This window comes from Mesorhizobium sp. B2-2-3 (assembly GCF_006442405.1).
GTDB lineage: Bacteria > Pseudomonadota > Alphaproteobacteria > Rhizobiales > Rhizobiaceae > Mesorhizobium.
The window spans coordinates 48,966-63,937 of record NZ_VFWC01000012.1 but is presented as its reverse complement, the minus strand read 5'-3'; the positions used below and the strand labels follow the sequence as shown (position 1 = coordinate 63,937).

The following is a 14,972-nucleotide window of genomic DNA, read 5'->3' as shown; positions in this document are numbered from 1 at the left end:
CTATGCAAGCGCTCCTCCCGGTGGCCGTGGCTTTGCCGGGCGAGCGCTGGTTCCGAGTGCGGCCCGCGCGAGAAAATCCTTGAATTCCGGATGCTCACGCGGTGAACCGAGCGTAATCCACCCCTGCAGAAATTTCGCATCGAACAGTGCTTCCGCAACGACTTGGGCGGCGCCGACCAGTCCGGCCGAGCCGCCCATCTGCGAACGGACGATGCGCAGGTCGCGGGTGACGATCGGATGCGACTGGCGATAGACCGCCTCGCGTACGGCTGCCAACAGTATGTCCCCGGTCTGGGCCACGCTGCCGCCGAGTACGATCAATGACGGGTTCAGCAGATTGGCCAATGGCGCCAGTACCTCGCCGACCGCACGGCCGCAACGCCCGAGAAGGTCGATACAGAACGGATCGCCCAATTGGGCGCCGTGGCCAGCGTCGGTGACCGTCACTTCGCCGGCGCGCGCAAGCATCTCGGCCAGATAGGGGCTGCTCCCGCTCTCGGCCGCCTGGCGGGCCTCGCGTCCGAGCGCTTCGCTGCCGGCAACAGCTTCGAGATTTCTGCCCTCGATGAAAGTATGACCGATCATGCCGGCAGCGCCCTGCGCGCCACGGTGCAACGCTCCCTCCGAAACCACGCCGGCGCTGATCGAGCGGCCGAGCTTGACGAAGATCATGTCGGCGAGGCCGCTGCCGGACTTCAGTTCGCCCATCGTCATCGTCTGGACGCCGCTTCGCACCCATACCGGCGCGCCGACAAGCGTGGCCAACTGCTCGACGAAAGGGAATCCATCCCAGTTCTGGAACGCATTCAGCGCCGGCGCGAACAGCCGCTGATCATCGCATTTCTCAACGGCTCCGGGCACCGCCAGCCCGATGCCCCAGATGCTGGCCTCACTGCCATGCTCTTCCAGCATCCAGGCAAACAGCGTTGCTAGCCGCTGGACCACCGGCTCGGGACCTGCGGCCAGTTCCACCGCTTCGTGATGTTCGGCCAGCAGGCGGCCGGACAGGTCTGATACACCGACTGCCAGCGAGGAATGATCGAGCACGGCGGCCAGGATCATGCCAATGCGCGGCCGGAAGCGGACATGGCGTGGTGCGCGTCCGCCGATCGCCGGGCCGAGTTCGCCTTCTTCTATCAGCCCTAGCCGAAGCAGCGTGGCGAGACGATCCGTGACGACGGCGCGCCCCAGTTCCGACTGGTTCTCTAGCTCCTGGCGGGTCGTTGCCGCCTCGGTCCGTATAAGGTTGAGCAGCGTGGCCAGGCTGCCATGCGCGGATTCGCTGGCACGCGGCCGGCCGGCGGCGCGGCGCGGTTGGTCCGACTGTACGGGGTCTGTGGCGCTGCGCTCGTCCATAGTCTTGCCGAGGCTCATCTCCCGATCTCTATCGCTGCCGGCTCAGGGTCATCACGCCGTTAGCCATGGGTACCGTGGCCTCATTTACGGATCAAGCAGGAACTTATGTATTTTACAAACAAAAGTATGCCGACTTTTGCATTTTAATGATTGACGAGCGGCGAAAGGCGGGCATAAGTATCAGCCAGGCTCGGAGGAGGGCTCCTAACGTCGACAGCCCTCGCGAAGGCGAAGGATGTCGCACGTCCGTTGTCCGAATTCTTCTCCAGCCAAAGATGCCGGCCCCGCGCTGCGCGCGGTGATGCATCGGCTACAGGCAGGGAGGATACGAGATGCCGGTGAAACTGGCCTATCACGCCAATTGCTGGGGTGCGCTCGGTGGCAACGCCGTCGGCGTCACTTCGATCACCCAGCTTACCTATCGCACCTTCGGTGACATGGAGCAGGCGATCCGCGACATTGGATCGGCCGGATATACCGGAACAGAACTCTTCGACGGCAATCTCCTCGACTATCAAGGACGCAATGGCGCGCTGCGCGCTGCCTTGGACCAGTCCGGCGTCGTGCTCGTGGCCGGCTACTCCGGTGCCAACTTTATCTTCGACGATATCCTTGGCGAGGAGTTGGCGCGGATCGAACGCGGAGCGGCTGCCGTGGCCGAACTCGGCGGCGAGCATCTGGTCGTCGGCGGTGGCGCCAAGCGAGCCAAAGGCCGGCAGCCAGATGATTTCAAGCGCCTCGGCGCGGCGCTCGACAAGGTCATCGACATCGCAGCCAAGGCGGGCTTGCGCGCGCACTATCACCCGCATCTGTCGACCATCGTCGAAGGTCCCGACGAAGTTCGCGAGATTTTCAAACATACCGCGATCGATTTCTGTCCGGACACCGCGCATCTGGCAGCCGCTGGCGGTGATCCGGCCGCGCAGATTCGCGAATTCAGCAAGCGCATCAGCTATGTGCATTTGAAGGGCTGGCAGCGCGATCCCTTCGCCTTCACGCCGCTCGACCGCGGCGACCTTGATATGGAGCCGATCATCCAGGCGCTCGAGGACACCGGATTTTCCGGCTGGATCGCAACCGAGCTGGATGCCTGGCCAGACCCCAAGCAAGGGGCGGAACTCAGCATGAAATATCTGAAGAGCGCTTTGAAGCAGAGTTGAACCGACAGGTACCAAGCCTGTCATCAGGGAGGAGACCCAAATGACACGTTTCAACACAATAGCCGGGACGTTCACGGCGGCATTGCTGGCCGCCAGCCTCTATACCGCAGCTCCCGCTTTCGCCGACCCCGATTCAGCACTCGCCGAACTGCAGAAGACAGTGCTCTCCAAGGGGCCGAACGGCGAAGCTCCAGCGTCGGCGGCGTCCGTCAATCTGACGCAGGAGGAACTGGCCAAGATCAAGGACATGAAGGCGACGGCGGCGATCGTCATGCACTATGGCGGCAATGACTGGTCACGCGCGCAGATCGCCGGCCTCAAAGACCAGTTTGGCAAGATGGGCATCGAGGTGATCGCCACGACCGATGCCGGATTCAAGCCGGAAAAGCAGGTCGCCGACCTCGAAACTGTGATGGCCCAGAACCCCAAGATCATCGTTTCGATCCCCACCGACCCGTCGGCGACGGCGTCCGCGTACAGGGCAGTTGCCGATAAGGGCGTGAAGCTGGTGTTCATGGACAACGTGCCGGCCGGCTTCGTCGCGGGCAAGGATTACGTCTCCGTAGTCTCGGCCGACAATTATGGCAACGGCGTCGCCGCAGCGCATCTGATGGCCAAGGCGCTGGGGGGCAAGGGCGACATTGGTCTGGTCTTCCACGCCGCCGACTTCTTTGTCACCAAACAGCGTTATGATGGCTTCAAGAAGACGATCGCCGACAACTACCCCGATATCAAGATTGTCGCCGAACAAGGCATTGGCGGCCCGGACTTCACCGGCGACGCCGAAAAGGCGGCATCGGCCATCCTCACTTCCAACCCTGCCATCAACGGCATCTGGGCGGTGTGGGACGTGCCGGCCGAAGGCGTCATCTCGGCGGCCCGCACCGCTGGTCGCGACGACCTTGTCATCACCACCTGCGACCTCGGCGAGAACGTCGCAATCAATATGGCGGGCGGGGGCTTCGTGAAGGGCCTGGGCGCCCAGCGTCCGTTTGACCAGGGCGTCACCGAAGCCCTGCTCGCAGGCTACGGTCTGCTCGGCAAGGAGGCTCCGGCCTTCGTCGCCTTGCCGGCGCTGCCCGTCACCAAGGACACGCTGCTCGAGGGTTGGAAAGCCGTCTATCACGCCGAGGCGACCGACAAGATCAAGGGCAGCATGTAGCGCGCCCTGCGGCCGGCGCACTCCCAGCGGCCGCACCTCTTCTCAATTCGACAGGAGACCATCATGACCAAGACGCTCAACGTGGCGATGATCGGCGGCGGCTTTATGGGTAAAGCCCATGCGCTCGCTTATGCGACGATGCCGATGTTCTTCTGGCCCGCCCCCGCCATCCCCGTGCGCAAGGTGGTGGTCGACATCACCGAGACACTGGCCGACGAAGGCCGCCGTCGCTACGGATTCGAGGAATCATCCGCTGACTGGCGTTCGGTGGTGACGCGATCCGACATCGACGTCATTGACATCGTCACCCCGAACGACAGCCATGCCGCGATCGCGATCGCGGCCGCTGAAGCCGGCAAGCACATCATCTGCGAAAAGCCGCTGGCGCGCGGCGGCGACGAGGCAAAGACCATGCTCGACGCGGTGAACAAAGCCGGCGTCATCCACATGGTTGCCTTCAACTATCGTCGCACGCCGGCAGTGGCGCTTGCCCGCCAGTACATAGAGGAAGGCCGCATCGGTAAGATTCTCAACTTCCGCGGCACCTATCTGCAGGACTGGTCGGCCGATCCGGATTCGCCTCTGTCCTGGCGCTTTCAGAAGAAGATCGCCGGGTCCGGCTCGATCGGCGACATCGGCACCCATGTCGTCGACCTTGCCCGTTATCTGGTCGGCGAGATCGCCGAGGTCAGCGCGTTGGTGCGCACCTACAACAAAACGCGACCGATCCAACGCGGCAATCTCGACAGGCTCGGCGCGGCAGAGAGGAATACCGATACCGAGCGGGCTGAGGTCGACGTCGACGACGAGGTGATGACGCTGCTGAAATTCGCCGACGGCGCGATCGGTTCGCTGGAGGCGACCCGCAACGCCTATGGCCGCAACAATTTCATCACTTTCGAGATCCACGGCACCAAAGGCTCCATTGCTTTCAACTACGAACGGCGCGACGAATTGCAGGTGATGTTTGCCGATGATCCTGCGGATGCACGCGGCTTCAGGTCCGTCTATTCCGGTCCGGCGCACCCCTATGGGTCGGGTCTGTGGCCAATCCCGGCGCTCGGCATCGGCTATTCCGAAACCAAGATCGTGGAGTGTTTCGATTTCTTCTCGGCTATTGTTTCGGGCAAGCAGCCCTTGCCCAATTTCGAGGATGGCTACAAGACCGAGCGGGTGGCCGACGCGCTGATCGAATCCGGCCAATCCGGCCAGTGGACCAAGGTCCGACCATGACAATCGCGGCGCCTGTTCATGCGGTGGAAATGAAAGGCGTCACCAAATCCTTCGGCGGCGTCAAGGCGCTGGTCGATGTCGACCTGCGGGTAGAGAAAGGCGAAATCCACGCATTGCTCGGTGGCAATGGTGCCGGTAAGTCGACCATCCTGAAAGTGTTGAGCGGCGTTCATGTGCCGGACACCGGTACCATTCTAGTCGATGGCAAGCCACTCGCCGAAATCTCGCCCGAAGCTTCAAGGCGGGCGGGCATCGCCATGATCTTCCAGGAAATGAGCCTCATCCCCACGCTGACCGTGGCGCAGAATGTTTTCCTGACCCGCGAAGCCAAGGTCGCGTTCGGCCTGATCGACGATCGCACCGCCGAAAAGCGCGCCAAGGACCTGTTCGACATGCTGCAGGTCGAGGTCGATCCGAAAGCGACGGTCGGCAATCTCGGCGCCGGCCAACGGCAGTTGACGGAGATCGTCAAGGCGATCTCGCAGAATGCGAAAGTGCTAGTCCTGGATGAACCGTCGACGGCGCTGGCGGTATCCGATGTCGAGCGGCTGTTTGCCTTCCTGCGCAAACTGAGATCGGAAGGCGTCGCCATCATCTATGTCTCGCACCGCATGGACGAGATAGCCCGCATCGCCGACCGCGCCACGATCTTGCGCGATGGCCGCAACGTCATCACCGCGCCGATGTCGGAACTGCCGATCGAAACGATGATTGAGCATATTGTCGGCAAACGCTCGCGCGGTCTGTCCGACGTGGTACGCGGCGAATCGAATGTCGGGGCGCCGCTGCTTGAGCTCGACGGTGTTTCAGGGGTGGAGAAACCGAAGAACGTCAGCTTCGTCGTCCACAGCGGCGAAGTGGTCGGCCTAGCCGGGCTGCTGGGCTCCGGGCGGTCGGCGATCGCGCGCGTCATCGCCGGCATAGATCCGATCGTCGAAGGCGAGATCCGCATTGCCGGCGAGCCGGTGGCGATCGCCAGACCAAGTGACGCCATCGAGGCCGGTGTGGCGCTGGTGCCGGAGGATCGGCTACGGCAGGGCGTCATCGCGGAGCATTCGGTCGCCTCCAACATGACGCTCGCCGTGCTCGGCCAGTTGAGCAGCAAGGCCTTTGTGTCGACGAAAAAGATGCGCGAGCTGACTGATCGCCAGATCGCCCAGCTGCGGATCAAGACTGCATCGCGCGACAGCCCGGTGCGCACACTTTCGGGCGGCAACCAGCAGAAGGTCGTCATCGGCAAATGGCTTTCGAGGAATCCGGAGATCCTGGTCCTCGACGAGCCGACCTCCGGCATCGATATCGGTTCGAAGTCGGAAATCATCCTGCTGGTTCGCCAGCTCGCCAACGCCGGCAAGGCAATCATCATGATCTCGTCGGAGCTGTCCGAGATGCTGTCGGCCTGCGACCGTATCATCGTCCTCTCCGAGGGGCGCGTCGTGAACGATGTCAGCCGCGCCGATCTCGACGATCCCTCGGCGCCAAAGAACGATCCGGTTGCGCGACTCCAGGCGGCCGAGCGCAAGCTGCAGATCGTCATCCAGAAAGCGCTGAGCAAGAGCCAGGGAGGAATACATGTCCACTAGTCAGGCTGCCGCGTCCCAGTCCTCGCTGGCAGCGAGGCTTGGGCTCACCAACTGGCGGCAGAACATCATCTACATCGGTTTCGTCGTCATCTTCATCATTTTCGCGATAACGTTGTTCGACAAGGGCTTCCTCAACCTCAACAACCTGCTCAACATCGTGCGGCAGACGGCGATGATCGCGGTGATGGCGATCGCCATGACCTATGTTCTGTCGGCAGGCGAGATCGACCTGTCCGTTGGTGCCGTCGCGGGTCTCGCCTCGGTGACGACGGCGATGGCGATCGACGCCGGCGGACCGATCACCGGTGTGATGGCGGGGCTCGCCACAGGCGCCGTCGTCGGCACCTTCAACGGCCTGTTGACGACGCGGGTCGGAATTCCATCCTTCCTTACCACGTTGGCTATGATGGGCATCGCTACCGGCACCGCAATGTGGATCAGCGATACGGCTGCGGTGCCGATCATCTCGAAGAGCTACTCCTGGATCTTCGGCGGCGGCAATGTCGGGCCGGTGCCGGTGCTGCTGATCTGGATGCTGGTGCTGGGAGCCGTCGGCCACGTCGTTTTGAGGCGAACGAGCTTTGGCCGCCGCGTGCTGGCCACCGGCGGCGGCGAGATCGCGGCGCGTTATTCCGGCATCGACACCAAGTCGGTCAAGTTCCGCGTGCTTACCATCTCGGCCATGGCGGCGGCGCTGGCCGGAATGCTCTACGCCGGCCGGCTGCAATCGGGGCGCTTCCAACTCGGCCAAGGCGACGAACTGTCGGTGATAGCCGCGGCGGTGCTTGGCGGCACCAGCCTGTTCGGCGGCTCCGGCACGGTGATCGGGACGATTGTCGGCGCGCTGATGATCGGCCTCATCAATAACGGCCTGATTCTGATGGGGTTGGAGTTCAGCCAGCAGCTAATCGCGCGCGGCGCCATCATCATCCTTGCCGTTGCACTCAGCCAGGGGAGGAAATGAGATGACGGTTCCCTATACGGTCATCGGCACCGTGGTTGCCAAACCCGAAACCCGCGATGAACTGCAAAGAATCCTGTCGGGCCTCGTCGAACCGACACGTGCCGAGGAGGGCTGCATCAACTACGACTTCCATGTCGACCCGGCTGACCCCTGCGTATTCATGTTTTACGAGAACTGGCGTTCGAAGGACGATCTCGACAGGCACCTCTCCATGCCACATCTGATGCCGCTGTTCGGGAAGCTCGACGACCTCGTTGCGCGGCCGGTGGATGTCCGTCAATTCGTCATGCTCAGCCAGCTGGCGCTGGCATCGCATGAGCGATCGTTTCCAACCCCGCACGGTGAGAGCAGATCCGATGGAGACAGGTAAAGCGCTCGGGACGCGGGTGACAGCTGAAAGTGCCAGCTTTTGACGGAACGCCAATGGCCTCAGCCGGAAACCAGGTTTGTCAGCATGGTTGCCGCCTCGGTGCCGGCCAAGCCGAGGTCGAGAACGCTGCTCATGTGATTGGCTCCAGGAAGGGCGGTCTGCGAGACCTGTAGTCCCTGCTCCTTCAGATGCCGCGTAAACGCCTCGGCCTGGCTGTGGAATGGCGGCGTTTCATCGGTGCCGACAGCGATCTCGACCGACACCGACGGATCGAAACGGCGGGTGAGCGGCGAGAACCTGGCTGCGTCCTCGTCCGTTATCGCGATCTCGGCGGCAAGGAAAGAGGTCTGAAGGGGCTTCAGGTCGTAGAGACCGCCAAGCAGCAACGCGCCTTTGATTGTCGAAGTCCGGCCGTCGTCATTGAAAAGCATCGTCGCAAGTTGGGCGCCGGCTGAATGTCCGCTCACGGTCAGGCGCTCGGTATCGCCGCCGTGATCGCCGATATGGTCGAGCACCCAGCTTTTGGCGCGCCGCACCTGGTCGACGATCGTGGCCATCCTCACAGCCGGCATCAGCGCATAATCGACGATGACCGCGATTGCGCCGGCGCGCGTCACCGTCTCGGCGACATAGGAATAGTCGCGCTTGGAGAACATGCGCCAGTAGCCGCCATGGATGAACACATGGACCGGCAGGCGGTCGCGCTTGCCCTCCGGAAAGAACAGGTCGATGGTCTCGGTGGCATCCGCTCCATAGGGGATATCGGCAACCATCGGCATGGTTGCCCGCACCTCCGTGCTGCGACGAACGATCTCGGCGACGATGTCGTCGAACTCGGCGACATGGTCGCGGATGCGGAAAGGATCATTCTGCATGGGCTGCCCGTTCACATGGTCACGGCGATGTACTTCGCCTCCATGAACTCGGCAATGCCGTGCTTCTGTCCGCCTTCGCGGCCAAGGCCGCTCTGCTTGACGCCGCCGAAAGGTGCCGCCGGATCCGACATCAGGCCGCGATTGAGCGCGACCATGCCCGTTTCGATCTTCGATGCCACGTGCATGCCCCTGGCCAGATCACGCGTGTAGATGTAGGCGGCAAGGCCGTATTCCGTGTCGTTGGCGCGCGCGATGACTTCGTCCTCGTTCTCGAAGCGGCTGATCGGGGCCACCGGACCGAATATCTCCTCCTGCGCCATCTCGGCATTCGCGGGCACGTCCCGAAGGACGGTCGGCGGATAGAAATAGCCCTTGTCGTCGGCGACCGCGCCGCCGCACAGGATCCTGGCCCCACGGCCGACCGCGTCCTTGACCAGCCGATCGATCTTCTCGACGGCCTTCCTGGTAATCATCGGACCGCATTCGGTGTCCGGGTCGGTGCCTGAACCGAGCTTGAGCGCGGCCATGCGTTGGCGCAGACCTTCGGCAAACGCGTCATGGATGCCGGCCTGCGCGTAGATGCGGTTGGCTGCCGTGCAGGCCTCGCCGGCGTTTCGCATCTTGGCGACCATCGCGCCGTCGAGGGCCGCGTCCAGGTCGGCGTCATCGAAGACGATGAACGGGGCGTTGCCGCCGAGTTCCATCGAGCATGAGATGACGTGCTTGGCGGCTTCGGCCAGCAGAACACGACCCACGCCGGTCGAACCGGTGAAGGATAGCTTCCGGACGCGCGGGTCGGCGAGCATGGCGGAGGTCACTGGTCCGGGGTTCGAAGTGGTGAGCACATTGACGACGCCGGGAGGCACACCCGCCTCCTCGTACAGCGCGGCGAGCGCGTAGGCGGTCAGGGGCGTCTCGCTGGCGGGCTTCAGAATGACGGTGCAGCCGGCGGCCAGCGCCGGCGCGATCTTGCGTGTCGCCATGGCGGCGGGGAAATTCCAGGGCGTTATGAGCACGCAGATGCCGATCGGATGATAATCGACGACGATCCGGTTGGCGCCTGACGGCGCCAGGCCGAACTCGCCGCTGATGCGCACCGCTTCCTCGGCATTCCAGCGGAAGAATTCAGCCGCATAGGCGACCTCGCCGCGCGCGTCGCGCAGCGCCTTGCCGTTCTCCAGCGAGATCAGCGCCGCCAGCGTATCGGACCGTTCGACCATCAATTCGAAACAACGCCGCAGTATTTCCGAACGCTTGCGCGGCGCGGTTGCGCGCCAGCCTGCCGCCGCCTTCGCAGCCGCCTCGACGGCAGCGGCGGCATCGGCAATCGTGGCGTCCGGGACAGCCGCAATCACGGCCTCCGTGGAAGGATCGATCACCTCAATGAGACGACCGTCGGAAGACGGTCGCCAGTGTCCGTCGATATAGAGGCCGTGCGAGAATGTGGTGTAGTCGAACATGTCCGGATCTTCGTTGAATTGCCCTTGGGGTATATTCATCTCATCACCTCTGGTCAGACTGAGCTTGCGGCCATGTCGCCGTCATAGGCGGCCCTCACCAGCCGCCGCATCGCGGCGATGTCGAAAGGACGAGGGTTGTTCTTGATCAGCCGATCGATGCCGAGCGCCTGCTCGGCGGTCCAGTCGATCTTGTCGTGTGGAAGACCCAGATCGGCCAGCGTGCGGGTGATGCCGATCGCCGCGAACAGCCGGGCCACCTCATCGATGGTGGCGCGCGCGGTCGCCTCGGCGCTCTTTGTCTCCGTCACCCCCAGAGCGGCGCCGACCGCCGCTATTTCGTCGGTCGCGGCGGGCAGATTGTAGCTCATCACGTAGGGAAGCATCGTCGCCACGCCCAATCCGTGCGGCGTGTGGGTAAGCGCGCCGACGGGATATTGCACGGCGTGGGCAGCCGCCGTTCCGGCCGTGCCGAAAGCGCAGCCGGCCGCCAGCGCTCCCATCATGACATCGGCGCGTGCGTCTTCGTCCGAGCCGTCCCTGTACGCCTTTTCGAGACTGCGGCCCAGGAGCTGGATGGCCAGCAGCGCGAAATGATCGGTAAGGGCGCTCTTGCCGACGAAGACATGCCGCTGCGGCAAGTGCGGATCGGCGCCGCGTTTGGCGGACGTAAAGGCTTCGATCGCGTGGGTGAGCGCGTCGGCTCCGGCAATTGCCGTGAGGGAGGGCGGGCATGTCGAGGTGAGTTCCGGATCGCAGAGCGCGACCGCGGCAATGAGATGGGGACTGGAAATGCCGACCTTAAGCGTCCGCTCCGGATCGGAGATCACCGCCACCGGCGTCACTTCCGAACCGGTGCCGGCGGTGGTCGGGACCGCGATTACCGGAAGCGTGGGGCCGGGCACCTTGAACTCCCCGTAGTAGTCCTGAAGCGACCCGCCGTGACTGATCAGCAGCGCGGCGCTTTTGGCCATGTCCAGGCAACTGCCGCCACCGATCCCGATCACCATGTCCGGCTTGAAGTCCTTCGCATGGGCGGCACAGACGGCAACGCTGTCACGAGGGACATCCGGGAGGATGCGATCGTACACGAGCGTTTCGATCGAGCCTGCTCTCAGTGCCGCGCTGATCTGCGCGAACATTGGCGTCCCGGCGAAACGCTCATCCGTGCAGATGAATGCGCGCCGGCCATATCTGGCGGCAATATCAGGCAGCGCGTGGCGCTGGCCTTTGCCGAAAAGAATCTCATGCGGCAACCGGGCTGCTGCAAATAGCGTCATGAACTGTGTCCTTCGAATATGGATTGGGGAACGGGGGATCGGAGATCACCGCTTGCCCAGCGTGCGTGGCGTGGTTCGGGCAAGGCACGGGCCAGAGCCGTCGTCGAGTTTTCCTGCCTCACGAAATATCCTCTATAAAATCGTATAGGATATAGGATTGAATTGCGCGGAGCATCGTGTTAGAGGTCGCCCCTGTCAAGAGGCAAAACATGCAGAATCCAGACCTTACCGTCGACAATGACGCTCGGTTGACAGGCCGCATTCAGCGCGCCAACAGCCTGTCGGGCGACGTCTACGAGGCGATCTTCCAGCAGCTGATGTCGCTGAAAATAGCTCCGGGATCGCGGATCACCGTCGACAACCTTGTCAAGGAGTTCAACGTCTCGCATACGCCGATCCGCGAAGCTCTTGGGCGGCTGGAAGGCGAGGGCCTGGTGGTGAAAACCCATCTGATCGGGTACCGGGCCGCGCCCCAGATCACACGGCGCCGTTTCGACGAACTCTATGAACTGCGCCTGCTGCTCGAACCTGCAGCCGCCGCCAAGGCAGCCGCTGCGCTCGACGAAGCCCGGCTGATGATTTTGCAGGAGGCGGCTGGCGTGATGGCCAGGCGCGTGAGCAAGGACGAACGCCTGCGTTATTCGAACTTCGCCCGCCAGGATGCCATCTTCCACGACAAGGTCATGGAGTTCGCGCAGAACGAGCTCATCCGCGAAACGCTGAACCACCAGCACACCCACTTCCACATTTTCCGCCTGATGTATCACTCGCGGGTCACCGAGGAGGCGCTCGACGAGCACGAAGCCATCCTCGCCGCTTTCGCGGCCAGCGATCCGGTTGCCGCCGAAAAGGCGATGCGCGTGCACATAGAGAATTCGCGGGACAGGCTCCTGCCTGCATTCGAGTAGGCCGCGATGTCAGTTGCCACTCGCATCGACGGAAGCGTCACCGCTTTGCCGCCGGAGCCCACACCGGCTGTGGCTCCGGTGCTGCGCGCGGAAGGGCTTTGCAAACAATACGGCCCGGTGACCGTGTTGTCGGACATCACGCTGGATATTTTCCCTGGCGAGATCCATGCCGTTATCGGCGAGAATGGCGCCGGCAAGTCGACGTTCATGCGCTTGCTTTCCGGTTACATCGAACCGACCGCCGGCAGCCTGTCCATGGCCGGTGACCGCGTGAGTTTCAGGACACCTCACCAGGCGCAGGCGGCAGGCATCGCGCTGGTGCATCAGGAAATCCTCCTGGCCGAAGCGCTCACGGTGACTGACAATCTCTTTCTCGGCCGCGAGCTCTCCAGGCGCGGAATCGTCGATGATGGCGCCATGCGCCGCATAGCGGCCGCGAAACTGGCCGAGATCGGTTGCGAGGTGTCGCCGACCGCGCTGGTCCGGGACATTTCGCTGGCGGATCGCCAGCTCGTGCAAATCGCCCGCGCGTTGCTCGACGATCACAGGGTCGTCATCTTCGATGAGCCGACAGCGGTGCTGACCGGTGGGGAGGTCGAGCGTTTGCTCGCCATCATCTTCGGGCTCAGGGCGCGGGGCATCGCCGTTCTCTACATCAGCCACCGCCTCGACGAGGTGCAGCGGCTGGCGGACAAGGTCACGGTCCTGCGCGACGGCAAGATGATCGGCACCTATCCCGGCCATGCGTTGAGCCAGGCCGACATGGCGCAGCTTATGGTCGGGCGCGAACTCGCCGCGCTTTATCCTCACAAGCGCGAGGTCCAGACGAGCCGGCCCATGCTGACCGTCAGAAACGCGACTGTTCCGGGTTATGCACGGGACGTGTCCTTTACCGTTCACAAAGGCGAGATTCTTGGCTTCGCCGGAATGATCGGGGCGGGGCGAACCGAGTTGTTCGAAGGCATTGTGGGGCTTAGGCCGGCGACGGCTACGATCGAGCTCAACGGGTCGCCGATACAGATACGTTCGCAGCGCGAGGCCATAGAGGCGGGCATCGGCTATCTGACGGAAGATCGCAAGGGCAAGGGCCTGCTTTTGCAGGAGCGGCTGGCGCCGAACCTGACTCTCTCGTCGCTTGACCTTCTGCATCCGGGACTGCTGGTTCTGCGCGGTCGCGAATCCGAGGCGCTCGCCCGGGCCGTCTCCAGCTACGACATCCGGGTGAAGAGCCACAACGCCAGGGCAGGGCAGCTTTCAGGCGGAAACCAGCAGAAACTTCTGCTGGCCAAGGTGCTTCTGACCAATCCTTCGGTCGTGATCATCGATGAGCCGACGCGCGGGATCGACATCGCCAACAAGGCGCAGATCTACGCCTTCATCCAGGAACTCGTGGGCCAAGGCAAAGCCTGCATCGTCATCTCGTCGGAGATGCAGGAACTGGTCGGCATCTGCGACCGCGTCCTGGTCATGCGCGAAGGCAGGATCAGCGGCGAGGTCTCGGGCGAAACGATGATCGAAAGCAACATCGCGCTGCTGGCGACCAGTGACAAAGGCCATGGCACGGCCCAAGGAGGAAGACAGTGACGGCGCTTACCCATTCCATGTCTGCCCGAAGCGACAGGCAGCACCATTTCTCGTGGACGGATGCCGGCCCTTTCCTCGCATTGTTCGCACTGCTGGTGGCGGGATTCCTCATCAATCCGGATTTTCTTTCCGCGACAAACCTGGGCAACGTGATCACGCGCAGCGCTTATGTCGCCATCATAGCCGTCGGCGCCACATTTGTGATCTCATCAGGCGGGCTCGACCTTTCGGTCGGCTCGATGGTCGCCTTCATCGCCGGCGTCACGATCATGTTCATGAACATGATGGCCCCCAGCCTCGGCCTTTGGGCCATCCCGGCAGGCATGGTGATAGCAGTCGTCGCGGGGCTTCTATGCGGCCTCGCGAACGGTCTCATCGTCACGGTCGGAAGGATCGAGCCGTTCATCGCCACGCTCGGCACAATGGGTATCTTCCGCGCACTGATCACCTATATGACCGATGGCGGCACGATCCCGATCGATCGCTCGCTGCGGGACGCGTACCGGCCGGTCTATTTCGGCGCCGTCGCGGGCATTCCGGTGCCGATCCTTCTGTCGGCGCTCGTTGCGGTGGTCGGCGCATTTGTCCTCTACAAGACCAAATATGGCCGCAAATGCGCGGCGGTGGGCGCGAACGAGGACGTCGCCCGCTATTCGGGCATCTCGGTCGTCAAGACGCGCACCATTGCCTATGTCATCCAGGGTGCATGCGTGGCGGTCGCCGCCATCTGTTACGTGCCTCGTCTGGGAGCCGCCACCCCGACCACCGGACAGCTTTGGGAGCTGCAGGTGATAACGGCCGTTGTCATTGGCGGAACGGCGCTGCGGGGCGGCAAGGGCCGCATCTGGGGCACCATCGCCGGTGCGGTGATCCTGGAACTGATCGCCAACCTGATGGTGTTGTCGGATTTCGTTTCCGAATACCTCGTCGCCGCGGTGCAGGGCGTCATCATCATCATCGCCATGCTCGTGCAAAGATTTTCGAAATAGCTCGTCTTCGGACCGGACGGGCGCCTGTTGTGTGGTCCATATCTCTGGGAG

Annotated in this window: 13 protein-coding genes; 9 read left to right on the top strand and 4 right to left on the bottom strand. The window is 63.1% G+C overall.

Going from position 1 to position 14,972, the window contains the following annotated elements:
* Entirely contained in the window at positions 1-1,374 is a 1,374-nt protein-coding gene (locus FJ951_RS21585) for an ROK family protein (protein ID WP_224519041.1), read from the bottom strand.
* 314 nt (positions 1,375-1,688) lie between these two features.
* Here FJ951_RS21585 and FJ951_RS21580 point away from each other — a divergent pair, with 314 nt between their 5' ends.
* The 6 genes from FJ951_RS21580 (at position 1,689) to FJ951_RS21555 (ending at position 7,828) form a co-directional block, all read left to right on the top strand.
* Entirely contained in the window at positions 1,689-2,516 is an 828-nt protein-coding gene (locus FJ951_RS21580) for a sugar phosphate isomerase/epimerase family protein (RefSeq protein ID WP_140499312.1), read from the top strand.
* Between the two features lie 40 nt (positions 2,517-2,556).
* Positions 2,557-3,678, top strand: a complete 1,122-nt coding sequence (locus FJ951_RS21575; protein WP_140499310.1) for a substrate-binding domain-containing protein — start codon at positions 2,557-2,559, stop codon at positions 3,676-3,678.
* 63 nt (positions 3,679-3,741) lie between these two features.
* On the top strand, positions 3,742-4,911 hold the full coding sequence (locus tag FJ951_RS21570) for a Gfo/Idh/MocA family oxidoreductase (protein ID WP_140499308.1): 1,170 nt from the start codon (positions 3,742-3,744) through the stop codon (positions 4,909-4,911).
* Positions 4,908-6,494, top strand: coding sequence for a sugar ABC transporter ATP-binding protein (locus FJ951_RS21565; RefSeq protein ID WP_224680599.1), 1,587 nt, complete (start codon positions 4,908-4,910; stop codon positions 6,492-6,494). Before FJ951_RS21570 ends, FJ951_RS21565 begins: the two co-directional genes overlap by 4 nt.
* Positions 6,484-7,458, top strand: a complete 975-nt coding sequence (locus tag FJ951_RS21560) for an ABC transporter permease (RefSeq protein WP_140499306.1) — start codon at positions 6,484-6,486, stop codon at positions 7,456-7,458. Before FJ951_RS21565 ends, FJ951_RS21560 begins: the two co-directional genes overlap by 11 nt.
* Position 7,459: 1 nt before the next feature.
* Positions 7,460-7,828 (top strand): putative quinol monooxygenase, encoded by a 369-nt coding sequence (locus FJ951_RS21555; protein WP_140517375.1) that lies wholly within the window; start codon positions 7,460-7,462, stop codon positions 7,826-7,828.
* Between the two features lie 59 nt (positions 7,829-7,887).
* On the opposite strand, the gene FJ951_RS21550 is transcribed toward FJ951_RS21555, so the two are convergent.
* The 3 genes from FJ951_RS21550 to FJ951_RS21540 are packed head-to-tail and all read right to left on the bottom strand — an operon-like array spanning position 7,888 to position 11,440.
* Complete coding sequence (locus FJ951_RS21550; RefSeq protein ID WP_140517373.1) at positions 7,888-8,703, bottom strand: alpha/beta hydrolase; 816 nt, start codon at positions 8,701-8,703, stop codon at positions 7,888-7,890.
* 11 nt (positions 8,704-8,714) lie between these two features.
* The gene (locus FJ951_RS21545; RefSeq protein WP_140517371.1) at positions 8,715-10,202 is read right to left on the bottom strand and encodes an NAD-dependent succinate-semialdehyde dehydrogenase; all 1,488 of its coding nucleotides are present in this window, start codon (positions 10,200-10,202) and stop codon (positions 8,715-8,717) included.
* Between the two features lie 14 nt (positions 10,203-10,216).
* Positions 10,217-11,440 carry an iron-containing alcohol dehydrogenase gene (locus FJ951_RS21540; protein ID WP_140499298.1) on the bottom strand — a complete coding sequence of 408 codons (1,224 nt, stop codon included), beginning with the start codon at positions 11,438-11,440 and terminating at the stop codon, positions 10,217-10,219.
* 209 nt (positions 11,441-11,649) lie between these two features.
* Between FJ951_RS21540 and FJ951_RS21535 the strand changes: the two genes are divergently transcribed.
* Genes FJ951_RS21535 through FJ951_RS21525 form a run of 3 tightly spaced genes read left to right on the top strand, consistent with a single transcriptional unit; the run spans position 11,650 to position 14,921 of the window.
* Positions 11,650-12,348, top strand: a complete 699-nt coding sequence (locus tag FJ951_RS21535) for a GntR family transcriptional regulator (RefSeq protein WP_140517369.1) — start codon at positions 11,650-11,652, stop codon at positions 12,346-12,348.
* Positions 12,349-12,354: 6 nt separating this feature from the next.
* On the top strand, positions 12,355-13,932 hold the full coding sequence (locus FJ951_RS21530; protein WP_140517367.1) for a sugar ABC transporter ATP-binding protein: 1,578 nt from the start codon (positions 12,355-12,357) through the stop codon (positions 13,930-13,932).
* Between the two features lie 17 nt (positions 13,933-13,949).
* Positions 13,950-14,921: an ABC transporter permease gene (locus FJ951_RS21525; protein ID WP_140499447.1), complete on the top strand. Its 972-nt coding sequence runs from the start codon at positions 13,950-13,952 to the stop codon at positions 14,919-14,921.
* The last annotated feature ends 51 nt before the right edge of the window (positions 14,922-14,972 follow it).